Annotated in this window: 13 protein-coding genes and 1 riboswitch; of the genes, 9 read left to right on the forward strand and 4 right to left on the reverse strand. The window is 66.1% G+C overall.

Annotated elements, in window-relative coordinates:
• Nucleotides 1-245: 245 nt before the first annotated feature.
• Nucleotides 246-1,364, forward strand: coding sequence for a helix-turn-helix transcriptional regulator (locus tag MKK51_RS09530; protein WP_243976647.1), 1,119 nt, complete (start codon nucleotides 246-248; stop codon nucleotides 1,362-1,364).
• A gap of 102 nt (nucleotides 1,365-1,466) precedes the next feature.
• Here MKK51_RS09530 and carA read toward each other — a convergent pair whose 3' ends face one another.
• Nucleotides 1,467-2,702: a glutamine-hydrolyzing carbamoyl-phosphate synthase small subunit gene (gene carA / locus MKK51_RS09535; RefSeq protein ID WP_243976648.1), complete on the reverse strand. Its 1,236-nt coding sequence runs from the start codon at nucleotides 2,700-2,702 to the stop codon at nucleotides 1,467-1,469.
• A gap of 218 nt (nucleotides 2,703-2,920) precedes the next feature.
• Between carA and MKK51_RS09540 the strand changes: the two genes are divergently transcribed.
• The 3 genes from MKK51_RS09540 to rpoD all read left to right on the forward strand — a co-directional run bounded on the left by MKK51_RS09540 (nucleotide 2,921) and on the right by rpoD (nucleotide 7,653).
• The gene (locus tag MKK51_RS09540; protein WP_243976649.1) at nucleotides 2,921-3,382 is read left to right on the forward strand and encodes a GatB/YqeY domain-containing protein; all 462 of its coding nucleotides are present in this window, start codon (nucleotides 2,921-2,923) and stop codon (nucleotides 3,380-3,382) included.
• A gap of 149 nt (nucleotides 3,383-3,531) precedes the next feature.
• The gene (gene dnaG, locus MKK51_RS09545) at nucleotides 3,532-5,454 is read left to right on the forward strand and encodes a DNA primase (RefSeq protein ID WP_243976650.1); all 1,923 of its coding nucleotides are present in this window, start codon (nucleotides 3,532-3,534) and stop codon (nucleotides 5,452-5,454) included.
• A gap of 198 nt (nucleotides 5,455-5,652) precedes the next feature.
• Nucleotides 5,653-7,653, forward strand: a complete 2,001-nt coding sequence (gene rpoD / locus MKK51_RS09550; RefSeq protein ID WP_243976651.1) for an RNA polymerase sigma factor RpoD — start codon at nucleotides 5,653-5,655, stop codon at nucleotides 7,651-7,653.
• A 132-nt stretch (nucleotides 7,654-7,785) separates the two neighbouring features.
• Here rpoD and MKK51_RS09555 read toward each other — a convergent pair whose 3' ends face one another.
• Nucleotides 7,786-8,175: a hypothetical protein gene (locus MKK51_RS09555; protein ID WP_243976652.1), complete on the reverse strand. Its 390-nt coding sequence runs from the start codon at nucleotides 8,173-8,175 to the stop codon at nucleotides 7,786-7,788.
• A 160-nt stretch (nucleotides 8,176-8,335) separates the two neighbouring features.
• On the opposite strand from MKK51_RS09555, the gene MKK51_RS09560 reads away from it, so the two are divergent.
• From MKK51_RS09560 to MKK51_RS09580, 5 genes are all read left to right on the forward strand, one after another.
• Nucleotides 8,336-9,586: an adenylate/guanylate cyclase domain-containing protein gene (locus MKK51_RS09560; RefSeq protein WP_243976654.1), complete on the forward strand. Its 1,251-nt coding sequence runs from the start codon at nucleotides 8,336-8,338 to the stop codon at nucleotides 9,584-9,586.
• 65 nt (nucleotides 9,587-9,651) lie between these two features.
• A riboswitch (TPP riboswitch) is annotated at nucleotides 9,652-9,782 on the forward strand.
• Nucleotides 9,783-9,815: 33 nt separating this feature from the next.
• Nucleotides 9,816-11,069: a glycine oxidase ThiO gene (thiO, locus tag MKK51_RS09565; protein WP_409565654.1), complete on the forward strand. Its 1,254-nt coding sequence runs from the start codon at nucleotides 9,816-9,818 to the stop codon at nucleotides 11,067-11,069.
• A complete protein-coding gene (gene thiS, locus MKK51_RS09570) occupies nucleotides 11,066-11,278 on the forward strand; it encodes a sulfur carrier protein ThiS (RefSeq protein WP_243976656.1) in 213 nt (70 codons plus the stop codon). The genes thiO and thiS overlap by 4 nt, the downstream gene beginning before the upstream one ends.
• A 16-nt stretch (nucleotides 11,279-11,294) precedes the next feature.
• Nucleotides 11,295-12,089: a thiazole synthase gene (locus MKK51_RS09575; RefSeq protein ID WP_243976658.1), complete on the forward strand. Its 795-nt coding sequence runs from the start codon at nucleotides 11,295-11,297 to the stop codon at nucleotides 12,087-12,089.
• Nucleotides 12,086-12,718: a thiamine phosphate synthase gene (locus MKK51_RS09580; RefSeq protein ID WP_313898803.1), complete on the forward strand. Its 633-nt coding sequence runs from the start codon at nucleotides 12,086-12,088 to the stop codon at nucleotides 12,716-12,718. The genes MKK51_RS09575 and MKK51_RS09580 overlap by 4 nt, the downstream gene beginning before the upstream one ends.
• 36 nt (nucleotides 12,719-12,754) lie before the next feature.
• On the opposite strand, the gene MKK51_RS09585 is transcribed toward MKK51_RS09580, so the two are convergent.
• Together MKK51_RS09585 and MKK51_RS09590 are read right to left on the reverse strand one after the other, a co-directional pair.
• Entirely contained in the window at nucleotides 12,755-13,504 is a 750-nt protein-coding gene (locus MKK51_RS09585) for a peptidase (RefSeq protein ID WP_243976661.1), read from the reverse strand.
• Between the two features lie 57 nt (nucleotides 13,505-13,561).
• Nucleotides 13,562-14,389: a transglutaminase family protein gene (locus tag MKK51_RS09590; RefSeq protein ID WP_243976663.1), complete on the reverse strand. Its 828-nt coding sequence runs from the start codon at nucleotides 14,387-14,389 to the stop codon at nucleotides 13,562-13,564.
• Nucleotides 14,390-14,391: the final 2 nt, after the last annotated feature.

Here is a 14,391-nt window from a genome sequence, read left to right on the forward strand (position 1 = left end):
GTTACCAGGCCAAGTGCAGTATCTTGAATATGCACCAGAGCAGCTTATATCGACTTGAGAAAATGAAAACTTGCAACAAGACCGATTGATTGGTAAATTTACGAAATTATCAGACGATATGATTCTTATGGACCGGCGATAGTGGTGGATATATATTACCTATAACATCAAATAGACATTTAGGACACTGGTCATTCATTGTTTTCTCAAGCAGGTATTGGTTCCTCACTCAGGCATCCAACGCCATGTCCGAGTTCGATTTAGGATTGATTATAGATGGGTGCTATGCGGCTGCGCTCGATCAGCGGCTTTGGCCCGACGCTCTTGCTGCAGTGAGCAGGGCAAGCGGAGCTCGCGGCTCCGTCATTGTCTCTCTGAACCCTCTGCGGACGCCTTCGCCCATTGCGTCGGACGGCCTCGCCGAGGCGAACGCAGATTATCAGGCGCGCTGGTGGCAGTTCGATACACGCGTAGCCAAGGCGAGGTCCTTCGGGTTACGCCCCGGCCACGTCTTGTTTGACAGACATTTCCTAACTCCGGACGAGAAACGCGGCGATCCATTTTTCGAGGATTTCAGCGTTCGGCACCGACTCGGTGAACTGGCCGCATTCGCAGCCGTCGACCCAATCGACGGCTGTACTTTTACGCTCAGCATGTTTCGAGATGCGCGCAGCGATCTCTATAGCGAGCGCGAGGTCAAGCGGATCGAGGTGCTCGCCCCGCACGTGGTCCGGGCCGTGGGTCTTGCGGCGGCGCTAGGCCAAGCGCATCGGCATTCTGAGGAGTTGGAGCGCGGGCTCGAACGAATGAGGTTCGGCGCAATCCTGCTCGATGGGCAGGGGTGCGTGCGTCATGTCAGTCATCTGGCCGAGCGGTTGATGGAAGGACGGCTCCGTCTGGATGCCGACCGCCGCACCCGCACCGTGGTTTGCTGTGAACAGGCCAGACTCGATGACCTGATCGCAGCCGCTTTGAAACCCGCTTCCCGGAACGATGGAGCATCACTTCTTCTCCACTCAGCGGGTGGACGTCGTCCGGTCTTCATCGAGGCGGTTCCTCTGCCCATCGACGTGGCGCGTGCGGCACCGAATGGTGGAGTACTCCTCATGTTGCGGGATCTCTTCGCTCCGACATCCGAAACGATCTGCCCACAACTCGAACAGCTGGGACTCAGCCCCGCCGAGGCTCGCGTCGCGATGCTGGTCGGTCGAGGTCATGCACCAAGGCAGGTCGCGAAGATGCTGGGGATCACCGAAGGCACCGCACGGGTTCACCTCCGTGCGTGCTTTTCCAAGCTCGATCTCGTGCGCCAGAGCGAACTCGCCATCCTGGTCACGCGTCTCGACGATTGCGCCCGTTTCTGATGCCGCCTTACGGCATCGGAACATAACCACGATCCGATGCCGTAAGCACTTGTCGTCGAACGATGAGTTTCGTGGATCGAAGGCCGTTTTCGGGCAGATGATTCAGCTTGCGGCGGTCACTGTCTCCGCCTTGCCGCTGCGCATGAGCGCCACGAACCGCTCGAACAGGTAGTGGCTGTCGCGCGGGCCCGGCGAGGCTTCCGGGTGGTGCTGCACCGAGAAGGCCGGACGGTCGGTGAGGGTGAGCCCGCAATTCGAGCCGTCGAACAGCGAGATATGGGTCTCGACCGCCGTCTCGGGCAGGCTGGCCGGATCGACGGCGAAGCCGTGGTTCATCGAGACGATCTCGACCTTCCCCGTCGTCTTGTCCTTCACCGGATGGTTGGCTCCGTGATGGCCCTGAGCCATCTTCACGGTGCGACCGCCCAGCGCCAGGCCCATGAGCTGGTGTCCGAGGCAGATGCCGAAGGTCGGCACCTTCTCGTCCAGAAGCTCCCGGATCACCGGAACGGCATACTCGCCAGTGGCGGCCGGATCGCCGGGACCGTTCGACAGGAAGACGCCGTCTGGCTTCATCGCCATGATCTCGGCGGCGGAGGTGGTGGCGGGCACGACGGTGACGTCGCAGCCGGCCGCGGCGAGGAGGCGCAGGATGTTGCGCTTCACCCCGTAATCGATGGCGACCACCTTGAGGCCTTCGCCGATCTGGCGGCTGCCGTAGCCGCTCTTCACCGCCCAGGTCGTCTGCGACCAGTCGGACGTCTCGCGGCTCGTGACCGGCGGTACGAGGTCGAGCCCTTCCATCGGGGCGAGGGCGGCGGCGCGCGCCTTCAGCGCCTCGCGGTCGAACCGGCCCTCCGGATCGTTGGCGATGACGGCATTGGGCATGCCGTGGTCGCGGATGAGGGCGGTGAGCGCCCGCGTGTCGATCCCGGTGATGCCGACGATGCCGCGCGCCTTCAGCCAGGCGTCGAGATGGCTCGACGAGCGCCAGCTCGACGGGTTGGTGACGGCCGAGGCGATGACCGCGCCGCGCACGCCGGAGGCGGGAGCCGCATCGAGGCTCTCGAGATCTTCGTCGTTGGTCCCGGTGTTGCCGATATGCGGAAAGGTGAAGGTGACGATCTGCCCGGCATAGGAGGGGTCGGTCAGGATCTCCTGGTAGCCGGTCATCGCCGTGTTGAAGCAGACCTCGCCATCGGCGGCCCCGGTCTGGCCGATGCCGAATCCTTCGAGGACGGTGCCGTCGGCCAGCACGAGGAGGGCTGTCGCGACCGGCTCGGCCCAGGGTGCGGGCGTGGAGGATGATTGCGCCGGGGCGCCTTCGTCTTGCAGCATCGTCGCGATCTCGCTTATGTCCGGCCGACCCATCGACGCCGGTGCGACGGCGCGTGCGGGTGGCGCTTTGTGCGGCGCTCATAACGAGCGGGCCGTGATGGGGTCAATGTGGCCCCTGTTCCCGACCGGCTCAACCACCTCGGTCGGCCGATCACAGCAATTCGCAGACCATCCGGGCGCCGAGCCCAGCGACCAAACCAATCTTTCAGGAGACGACCATGCTGCGCGCGCGCCTTACCACCGAGATGAAGGAGGCCATGAAGGCCGGAGACAAGGCCAAGCTCGCCACCGTGCGGATGATCCAGGCCGCCTTGAAGGACAAGGACATCGAGGCCCGCGGCCTCGGCAAGGAGCCGGCCTCCGAGGAGGAGATCCTCGCCCTGCTGCAGAAGATGATCAAGCAGCGCAACGAATCGGCCGGCGTCTACGACCAGGGCGGTCGTCCCGAACTCGCCGAGACCGAGCGGGCCGAGGCCGCGATCATCGCGAGCTACCTGCCCCAGCAGATGGACGAAGCCGAGACCCGCGCCGCCATCGAGGCCGCCGTGGCCGAGACCGGTGCGGCCAGTCCGAAGGACATGGGCAAGGTCATCGCCGCCCTGAAAGGCAAGTTCGCCGGCCGGATGGATTTCGGCAAGGCGAGCGGGCTGGTGAAGGACGTGCTCAACGCCAAGGCTTGAGGGCAAGGCTCGAGGGCAAGGCTCGAAGGCTTGCGCCGATCGGGCGGACGGTGACGAGGCCCACGCGTCACCGTCGGATGCGTCGAAGCGTTCGGGACTCCTTAAACGCGGTGGGTTAGACTGCCGGCCTGCAAAGGTCTGGTTCACCCGTGCGTTACCCACCCCACATCCTCGAAGAGATCAGGGCGCGGCTTCCCGCCTCCGACGTGGTCGGGCGGCGCGTGCGGCTGAAGAAGGCGGGCCGCGAGTGGCGCGGCCTGTCGCCGTTCAATTCGGAGAAGACCCCGTCCTTCTACGTCAACGACCAGAAGCAGTTCTATCACTGCTTCTCGTCCGGCAAGCACGGCGACGTCTTCACCTTCCTCATGGAGACCGAGGGCCTCAGCTTTCCCGAGGCGGTGGAACGTCTGGCCGGAGAGGCGGGGGTGACCCTGCCTGCGCCCAGCGCCGATACGCGGGAGATGGAGACGAAGCGCACCGGTGCGTTCGAGGTGATGGAACTGGCGGCCGCCTATTACGAGGACCAGCTCAAGGGCCGCCTCGGCACCAGCGCCCGCGCCTATCTCGACCGGCGCGAGCTCGGCCCCGACATCCGCGCGCGGTTCCGCCTCGGCTACGCGACGTCGGAGCGCTACGGCCTGCGCGATCATCTGGCCGCGAAGGACGTGGACAAGGAACTGATGGCCGAACTCGGCCTGCTCGTCAGCGGCGACGACATCGCCGTTCCCTTCGACAAGTTCCGAGACCGGGTGATGTTTCCCATCACCGACAGCCGGGGCCGGGTCATCGCCTTCGGCGGCCGCGCGATGCAGGCCGACGCCAAGGCGAAGTACATGAATTCACCGGAGACCCCGCTCTTCCACAAGGGCCAGGTGCTCTACAACCTGCATGGTGCCCGCAAGGCCGCCCATGATCGCGGGACGATCATCGCCGTCGAAGGCTATGTCGACGTCATCGCCATGACCATGGCCGGACACCCGAACGCCGTCGCCGGCCTCGGCACAGCCTTGACGGAGGAGCAACTGGCGCTGCTCTGGCGCCATGCCGACGAGCCGATCCTGTGTTTCGATGGCGACGGCGCCGGCCAGCGCGCGGCGTTCAAGGCCCTCGACGTGGCCCTGCCGGGACTGACGCCGGGCAAGTCGCTCCGCTTCGCCCTCCTGCCGGAAGGGCAGGACCCCGACGACCTGCTCCGCTCGGCCGGGGCCTCGGCCATCGACCGGGTGCTCGAAGGCGCCCGCCCCCTGGTGGAGGTGTTATGGTCGCGCGCCACCGAATCGACGCCGACGGATACGCCCGAACGCAAGGCAGGCCTCGCCAAGGGCCTGCGCGAGATGGTCGCCTCGATCCGCGACGAGACGGTGCGGCGGTTCTACAAGGACGAGATCGAGGGGCGCCTCCGGGTCCTTTCTCCCGGAGCGGGCGGAGGCCAGCGCCGGAGCGGCTACGAGCCCCGGAGCGGAGGTGGCTCGACGTTCCAGCGCAAGGCGAGACCGGGAGACCCGCCACCTTCGCCGCGAATCACCACGAAGTTCAATCCGCTCTTCGCCGGGTCGACGAATTCAGGCGGAACGGCTATGTTCAGGGATCGCGAGGCGATGATCGTCTCCAGTCTCCTCGCTCACCCGGAATTGTTGGGGATAGAAGCCGAGGATCTGGCGGCGCTGGAACTCGACGATCCCGATGCGCAGGCGCTGCGGTCCCTCCTGCTGGACCAGGCCGCCGACGCCGATCAGCCCGATGTCGAGGTTCTGGAGAGCCGGTTGCGGAGGGCGGGGCTCGACGGCGCGGCCCTTCGGCTCGCGACCCATGTCCGTCCGGGCGACCGCTGGACACTCGATTCGCATGCGGACCGGATGCGTCTGGAAGACGCATTGCGTCAGGCCGTGATCTTGCACCGGAAGTCTGGAGCGCTAAATAGCGAACTTCGCGCTGCCGAGAGAGCACTGGCCGAGGACGGATCCGAGGCCAACTTCGCTTGGCTATGTGACGTCAAGGAACGTATGGCCGTGATCGCAGGGGCAGAGGCAGAGGCCGACGAGCCGGAGTCCGACGATACGGCGGCCGCGTAGTCGCGACGAACGGAAATTAAGGTGCCGCTCGCGGCACATGGTTAACAGTCGGTCAAGCGTAGCGCTTGTAGACCGGGACATGAGATATCGACGCGGGCGCTTCGTGCGTGCCGCACATCAACGAGAATGGCGGCGTGGACGACGTGGAGTGAGCCGAACGCTCCCGCTCAACGCGACCAGGGCAACAATAGGCGGACCATGGCGACGAAGGCAACGGAACGGGACGAGACGGATGCTGCTCCGGAGCAACAGACCGACGGACCGCTCCTCGATCTGACCGATGCCTCGGTCAAGCGGATGGTGAAGCTCGCCAAGAAGCGCGGCTACATCACCTACGAGGAGATCAACGAAGTGCTGCCCGAGGGCCAGTCCGATCCGGACCAGCTCGAAGACGTACTGTCGCAGCTCTCCGAGATGGGAATCAACGTCGTCGAGGCGGAAGAGACCGAGGATGCCGGCGGCGAGAAGCCGGCCAACGGCGAAGCCTCCGACGACGACGAGGCCGCCGAAGGTACGGAAGTCGCAGAAATCGCGCCGACCAAGCCCCTCGCCGTGCGCGAGACCACGGCCAAGGAGCCCACCGACCGGACCGACGATCCGGTGCGGATGTACCTGCGCGAGATGGGCTCGGTGGAGCTCCTCTCCCGCGAGGGCGAAATCGCCATCGCCAAGCGCATCGAGGCCGGCCGTGAAGCGATGATCGCGGGCCTCTGCGAGAGCCCGCTGACGTTCCAGGCCATCATCATCTGGCGCGACGAGCTCGTCGACGGCCGTGTGCTTCTGCGCGACATCATCGATCTCGAAGCCACCTATGCCGGCCCGGACGCGAAAAACGCACCGCAGCTCACCGAGGGTGAGGACGGCGACGAGGCCGAGGCGGAGGCACCGATCCCCGCCGAGGGTGGCGACGACGACGACGACATGGAGAACAACGTCTCGCTCGCGGCGATGGAAGCCGAGATCAAGCCGCGCGTTCTCGAGACGTTCGACAACATCGCCAACAATTACAAGAAGCTGCGCACGCTCCAGAACGAGCATGCCGACCTGAAGGCCGGGGGTGGTACGCAGACCTCCGCCCAAAGCCAGAAGCAGTCCGATTTCAAGGACACCGTCGTCGCCGACGTGAAGTCGCTGTCGCTGAACTCGAACCGCATCGAGGCGCTGGTCGAGCAGCTCTACGACATCAACAAGCGCCTCATCAGCCATGAGGGCCGCCTCATGCGCTATGCCGAGAGCCATGGCGTCGCCCGCGACGAGTTCCTGCGCCACTATCAGGGCTGGGAGCTCGACCCGAACTGGATGGAGCGCGTCGGCAAGCTCGGCGGCAAGGGTTGGAAGAACCTCGTCGAGAAAGGCGCCAAGCAGGTCGCCGACCTGCGCGAGCAGATCCTGACCCTCGCCTCCGAGACCGGTCTCGAGATCGGCGAGTACCGCAAGATCGTCAACATGGTCCAGAAGGGCGAGCGCGAAGCCCGGCAGGCCAAGAAGGAGATGATCGAGGCCAATCTCCGCCTCGTGATCTCCATCGCCAAGAAATACACGAACCGCGGCCTGCAGTTCCTCGACCTCATCCAGGAAGGCAATATCGGCCTGATGAAGGCGGTCGATAAGTTCGAGTATCGCCGGGGTTACAAGTTCTCGACCTACGCCACGTGGTGGATCCGGCAGGCGATCACCCGCTCCATCGCCGATCAGGCGCGCACCATCCGCATTCCGGTGCACATGATCGAGACGATCAACAAGATCGTGCGTACGTCTCGCCAGATGCTCCACGAAATCGGCCGCGAGCCGACTCCCGAGGAACTGGCCGAGAAACTGGCCATGCCGCTGGAGAAAGTCCGCAAAGTCTTGAAGATCGCCAAGGAGCCGATCTCCCTCGAGACGCCCATCGGCGACGAGGAGGATTCCCACCTCGGCGACTTCATCGAGGACAAGAACGTCGTTCTGCCGATCGACGCGGCGATCCAGTCGAATCTGCGCGAGACCACGACCCGCGTGCTGGCCTCGCTGACGCCGCGCGAAGAGCGGGTGCTGCGCATGCGCTTCGGCATCGGCATGAACACCGACCACACCCTCGAAGAGGTCGGCCAGCAGTTCTCGGTGACCCGCGAGCGTATCCGTCAGATCGAGGCGAAGGCGCTGCGCAAGCTCAAGCACCCGAGCCGGTCGCGCAAGCTGCGGAGCTTCCTCGACAATTGAGGTCCGCGCGGTCCCGCCTCTCGTGAGGAGGGACTGTCCGTCGGAAACGACAATGGCGCACCCGAGGGTGCGCCATTGTCGTTTCAGGTCCCGACTCGAGACCGGGGAAGGCTACCCACCGTCGCCGAGGCTTCAGTGAGTCTCCGCGCGCTCCGGATCGAAGCCGCGCTTGCGCGAATAGATGCTTTCGGCATCGGGCATGACGGCGCCCGCCACGGGGGTCACGCGCCCGGTGGCCCGCTGCCTCTGCCGAACGCCATCCGTCCTGCAACCCGTGCAGAGAGATGCGATCGCCCGCTCGCCGCGGCGGGCGATCCGCTCGTTGAAGACCGCCTGACGCCGGCTGCTGGCTTCGTTGGACTCCGAAAAGCTCGACGTCGTCGGAACGCCGGCTTCTATCTGCGAGGCGGCAGGGGCCTGCGGGGGCAGGTTCGCCGCGGGAAGCAGGACGGGCTCGGCCTGCGCGGCCCCGGCAAGCGCCAAGGCGATCACGAGGGCGAGGGCGCGGGGTGCGAAAGGCATGGGGGGTCCGATGGCAGGATGGAATCTCGGCGTCATCTTCAGCCGGTCATGGTCATTTTCACCTTATCATGGCGCCAATGGGACGATATTTACCGTCGGACCTCGTGACGAACGGGCGACACCCGTTGCCGCTCGCCTCCCTCCGACCCATTTTGGAAACATGCTCGATCTTGGCCCGCCTCATCCCTCGCCGACTGCCGAAGCGGATGGGTCGGAGGCGAATGACGTGCCGTTCGGGTCCCTGCAGGAATGTGTCGCCCTACGGGACTGGCTTCTGAGCGAGGGGGCACGCCTGCCGCAGGCGGACGATCTTCTGGCGGGCATGTCCGAGCGGCTGATCACCCTGGGCGTTCCCGTCGATCGGTCGTCCACCGCGATCGACACGCTCCATTCCGAGTATTCCGGGGTCGGCCGGTTCTGGACACCCGAGAGCGGATCGACCGTGCGTTTGTTTCCGCATGGAGAAGCGTCCGACCGGGCCTACCACGAAAGCCCGTTCTTCACCGTCCATGAGACCGGGGAGTGGCTGATCGTCGACCTGAACGATGCCGATGATCTCCAATACTCGATCATCGGCGATCTGAAGGCCGGGGGCTACACGCACTACATCGTGGCGCCGCTGTTCTTCACGAATGGATCGCGCAACGGCATCACCTTCGCGACCCGTGCCCCGGAGGGATTCCGCGACGAAGATATCGCCATACTTCGGTTCGTCATGCCGACCCTGGCGGCGGTGATGGAGATGCGGATCGTCAACAAGACGCTGGATCAGGTCCTGCGCATCTATGTGGGCGACGAGCCCCACCGGGCTATCCTGTCCGGCGATATCCGGCGCGGTCAGGTCAAGCGCATCCGCTCGGCCATCCTGTTCGCCGACATGCGGGACTACACCCAGATCTCCGCGAACATGACGCCGGAAGAGGCCGTCGACCTCCTCAACATCTTCTTCGACTGCCTGGTACCGGCGGTGGAGCGCGAGGGCGGTGAGGTTCTGAAATATCTCGGCGACGGGTTGCTGGCGATCTTTCGCGAGCGCGGCGACGATCTCGGCGGAGCCGCCAAGGGCGCACTCATCGCCGCCCGTTCGGCCCTCTCCGCCCTCGACGAGGCGAATTCCATCGGTCGTTTCGCGCAGCCGGTGGTCGCCGGCATCGCGCTCCACCACGGGGAGGCGGCCTACGGCAATGTCGGTTCCGGTGCGCGCCTCGACTTCACCGTCATCGGCCGCGACGTGAACCTGGCGAGCCGGCTCGCGCGCCTGAACAAGGTTCTCGGCGAACCGCTCCTGATGTCGAAGCCCTTCGTCGATTTTCTCTGGGACGAGTCGGAATCCCTCGGCGAGCACGATCTCGACGGGTTCGCCGAACCCCTGGGCGTCTACCGGCCGGGCCGTACACCGGCGGCACTCTGATACCGGCGGGGGTATCAAACGACGGTCACGGGGATTGACCGCAGCCTGGTCCTTGCCCACATCAGTCGTGTTCCAGGGAGATCCCCGTCAAGGGGCTGAGAAACCGATGAGCGTGGCCCTCGGGTCCGCGCGGCGCGGAAATCCTTCGAACCTGAACCGGCTCGTACCGGCGTAGGGATTGGACCGTGGGTTTCTCAAGACGGAAACCCGGCACGCTTCGGATCAGAAGCTGAAGGACACCAATCTCTGCGGATCATCGCGGAGGTTCCTTTTGGACGTCTCAGCCACCTCGACCACCCTGTCGCGCCGGTCCACCGGTCTCGTCATCGACGGCAACGCTCTGCCCGCCCGGAGTGATGTCGTGATCGTGGGCGCCGGATTGATCGGCCTTTCGGCGGCCTGGCGCCTGGCTCGAGCGGGCCTCACCGTGACGGTCATAGAACGCGACACCGTGGGCGCCGGGGCGAGCCTTGCGGCCACGGGAATGCTCGCGCCCGCGGCGGAACACGAACCGGGCTCCGATCCGCTTCTCCCGCTGGCCCTCGAGAGCCTGACGCGCTGGCCGGGCTTTCGCGACGAACTCCAGGCTGCCTCCGGTATCGGCATCGACTACCGGGAGGAGGGGACCCTCGTCCTGGCCATCGGCCGCGACGAGGTGGACCGTCTGCGCTTTCGGCACGACCTCCAGATCCGGTCCGGCCTCACGGCGCGCTGGCTGTCGGGAACGGAAGTCCGTGCCCGCGAGCCGGCCCTTCGCCCTTCGGTCACCGCCGGCCTGTTCTGTGCGGAGGATCATCAGGTCGATCCGCCCCTCGTCATGGCGGCGCTCACGCGCGCGGCGCAGGCGGCCGGAGTGACCATCGTCGAGCGATGTCCGGTCGAAGCTCTGGATTGGCAGGGCGGCCGGGTCAGGGGCGTCGCGACGCCTCGCGGATCCGCCTCGTCCGAGACCGTGATCCTGGCGGCGGGCGCCTGGAGCGGGCAGGCCGGGCTCCTGCCGGACGAACTCGCCTTGCCGGTCCGGCCGATTCGCGGCCAGTCGCTGGCTCTGAAGACCAACGCCCGGACGGGCAACCTCTCGCACATGGTCTGGACCGAGCAGGTCCATATGGCCCCGAAAGCCGACGGTCATCTCATCGTGGGGGCCACGGTGGAGGATTGCGGCTTCGTTCCGGGTGTCACCGCCGGCGGTCTCTATGCTCTCCTGGAAGGGGCACGGCGCGTCCTGCCCGGGATCGAGGAGATGGAGGTCGCGGCGGTCTGGAGCGGGTTCCGGCCCACCTCCGACGACGATGCGCCGATCATCGACACGCTGGCGCCCGGCCTCGTGGCGGCCACCGGCCATCACCGGAACGGATACCTTCTGGCGCCCGCCACGGCCGATGCCGTCTGCGCCCTTCTCACCACGGGCGCGCTGCCCGATTTCGCGCACGGCTTCGGCCTCGCGCGGTTCCAGCGGCCCGCGCGGAGGGCTGTCGCATGAGGCTCACCGTCAACGGTCACACGCGCGAGGTCGAAGCGGAGGACCTGTCGGCCCTCTTCCGGGTCGAGGCGGAGGAGACGGGGATCGAGAGCGCCCAGGGCATCGCCATCGCCTTGAACGGCACCGTCATCCGCCGACGCGACTGGGAGACGACCCCGGTCGCCGAGGGCGACAGGGTCGAGATCGTGCGCGCCATGCAGGGCGGATAGTCGAGGGATCGGGATCATGAACGGACACACGATCGAAACCGCTGCGGAGGACGCGCTGGTCATCGCCGGCGTGAGCTTGGGATCCCGCCTTCTGATCGGCACGGCGGGATATCCCACGCAGAGCATCATGGTCGATGCGGTGGAGGCCTCCGGCGCGGAGATCGTCACAGCCTCGATCCGCCGTGTCTCCCTGCAGGGCCATGGTTCGGATACGGTGCGGCGCCTGAAGGGCTATCACTTCCTGCCCAACACCGCCGGCTGCGAGACCGCCCGCGACGCGATCATGACGGCTGAGCTCGCCCGTGAGGCCCTCGACACGAATTGGATCAAGGTCGAGGTCATCGGCGACCGCGAAACGCTCTATCCCGACGTGGCCGAACTGCTGGAAGCCTGCCGCCATCTCGTCGATGACGGGTTCGTGGTGCTGCCCTATTGCAACGACGACCCCGTCGTGTGCCAGCGGCTCGCCGATATCGGCTGCGCGGCGGTGATGCCGATGGGGTCGCTCATCGGCTCGGGGATGGGCGTCGCCAACCCCGCCAATCTCGAACTGATCTGTCGCCGGGCCAGCGTGCCGGTCATCGTCGATGCGGGGATCGGAACCGCCTCCGACGCCGTCGTGGCCATGGAACTCGGCGCCGCCGGCTGCCTCCTCAACACCGCCGTCGCCAAGGCCGACGACCCCGTTCGCATGGCCCGCGCCATGCGCCACGCCGTCGAAGCCGGCCGGCTCGCCCATCTCGCCGGTCGCATCCCCAAGCGCGGCCGCGCCGAACCGTCCAGCCCGCAGCTCGGACTCGTCGGTTCGTGACACCGACGCCGTCCGGGCTCCTCCTGGTCACGGACCGGGCCGGAAGCCCCCGGACATTGGTCGAGAGAATCGAGGCGGCCCTCGCGGGCGGCGCCCGCTGGATCTGGTTCAGGGACCGCGACCTCGACGCGGCCTCACGCCGTGCCCTCGCCGAAGAGCTGATGGGGCCGGTGCGGGACGTAGGGGCGAGGCTCGTCGTCGGGGGAGACGTGGCGCTCGCCCGCGCCATCGCTGCGGATGGGGTCCATCTCGGCGGAGGGGCGAAGCACGAAGACATTGCGGCGGCACGTCGGGATCTTCCGCCCGGATGCCTCGTCGGCGTGTCGGCCCATTCCCCGGTGGAGATCGGCCGCGCCGCCGAAGCGGGCGCGGACTACGCCACCCTCAGCCCCGTCTTCGCGACATCGAGCAAGCCGGGATATGGACCGGCCCTCGGCCCGGACATCCTCGAACGCGGTCCCAGACCGACGATCCCGGTCTTCGCCCTGGGCGGCGTCACCCCGGCGAATGCGGGACCCTGCCGCGACGGCGGGTTTTCCGGGATCGCCGTCATGGGCGGGGTGATGGGGACCGCGGATTCGGGAGCGGCGGTGCGTGCCTATCTCGCCGCCTGGGAAACCCGTGGCTGAGCGCCCCTCCGAGGCCCGGAGCGAAGCGTCCCCGCGTCAGTGCGCAGCGGGGCCGTAAGGAGGCCGTGGGATGGCCCGGTGCGCCGCGCGCAGGGCCGCGGACCAGCGCTCACGCAGATCGTGGAAGTAGGATTCTCCCGCCTCGATCCGATGGCTCACTTCGAGGTCGAGCGCATTGCGACGGGCCACGGCGATGTCGATGGGCAATCCCACGCCGAGATTCGAGCGCATGGTCGAATCCATGGAGACGAGGCTTACCTTGAGGGCGTCATAGAGGTCGGTCTCGAATTTCACGGCCCGGTCGAGGATCGGCTTGCCGTATTTGTGCTCACCGATCTGGAGGAACGGTGCATCGGTGCTGCACTCGATGAAGTTGCCCGCCGAATAGATAAGGAACAGGCGCATGGGCTCGGTTCCGATCTGGCCGCCGAACAGCAGCGAGATCGAGAACCGGAGATTGGCCGCCTCGAACCCGGCCTTCTCGATGGCGCGGACGCGACGGATCGCCTTGCCGATGAGCTGGGCGGCCTGGAACATCGTCGTGGTTTCGGTGAGCTTCAGGGTCGGTTCCCCGTCGTCGCCGGCAACGCCCTCGGCGAGCATGCTGAGCACCGATTGGGTCACGGAGAGGTTGCCGGCCGAGGCCAGCATCATCACGCGCTCGCCGGGAACGTTGAAGTGATGCAGCTTGCGGTAGGTCGAGATGTCGTCGAGCCCCGCATTGGTGCGGGTGTCGGCCACCATAACGAGCCCTTCCTCGACCAGGAGCCCGACGCAATAGGTCATGATACCGATACCCCTGATGGCCCGAGAGTCTCAGACCATTCTCGATGCTGTGACAGGCTACACCTGGACGGTGGCCTGAGCCTGTTCGACGCGAAGCTTTACGTCGAGTGTTTCAGTCCCGCCACCCATCCGGCTCCCCCTGATCGGGGCCGCACCTAAATAATCCAGCCCGATGGCGACGCGGATATGCGCCTCCGTCGTAGCGATACCATTGGCCGGGTCGAAACCGACCCATCCCAGACCGGGCACCAGAGCTTCCGCCCAAGCATGCCCCGTTCCCTGGTCCTCCTCGCTGTCGGCGTCGAAGAAATAGCCGGAGACGTAGCGGGCGGGAATTTCCAGATGCCGCGCGGCGGCTATGAAAATATGGGCGAGATCCTGGCAGACGCCCTTTCCGGCGGCGAAGGACTGCGCGGCGGTGGTGCTGGCGCTGGCCGGACCCGGCTCGAAGGCGACCGTGTCGAAGACGGCGGCGAGGAGACGGTGAAGGCAGGGAAGAACCGAGGAATCACCCTCGTCGACCACGCTCTTGGCAAAGGCCTGAAGCTCGCCGTTGGCCGTCGCGAGATCGGAATCACGCAGGTAGAACACGTCGGGCAGGCGTTCCACGGTGCCGCGGACGATGCCGTGCATCTCGTTGGTATCGACTTCGCCGGTCACCCGGATCGTCAGGGCGTCGGCGGGCTCGTCGGCCGTGAACCAGTGGGTGACGTTGCCGAACCCGTCCTCACGCTCGCTGATCCGCCCATCCACCGAGGGCTCGATCCGCCAGCGGCGGACATATTGCCCGTCATGGTCGCGCGGTCGAAGGCGAAGAAGCTGGATGAGACCCCGGGCCGGCTGCTCGTAGGTGTAGCTGGTCTCATGGAAGACGCGGATGCGCATGG

It is taken from the genome of Methylobacterium sp. E-045 (genome assembly GCF_022829685.1).
Classification (GTDB): domain Bacteria; phylum Pseudomonadota; class Alphaproteobacteria; order Rhizobiales; family Beijerinckiaceae; genus Methylobacterium.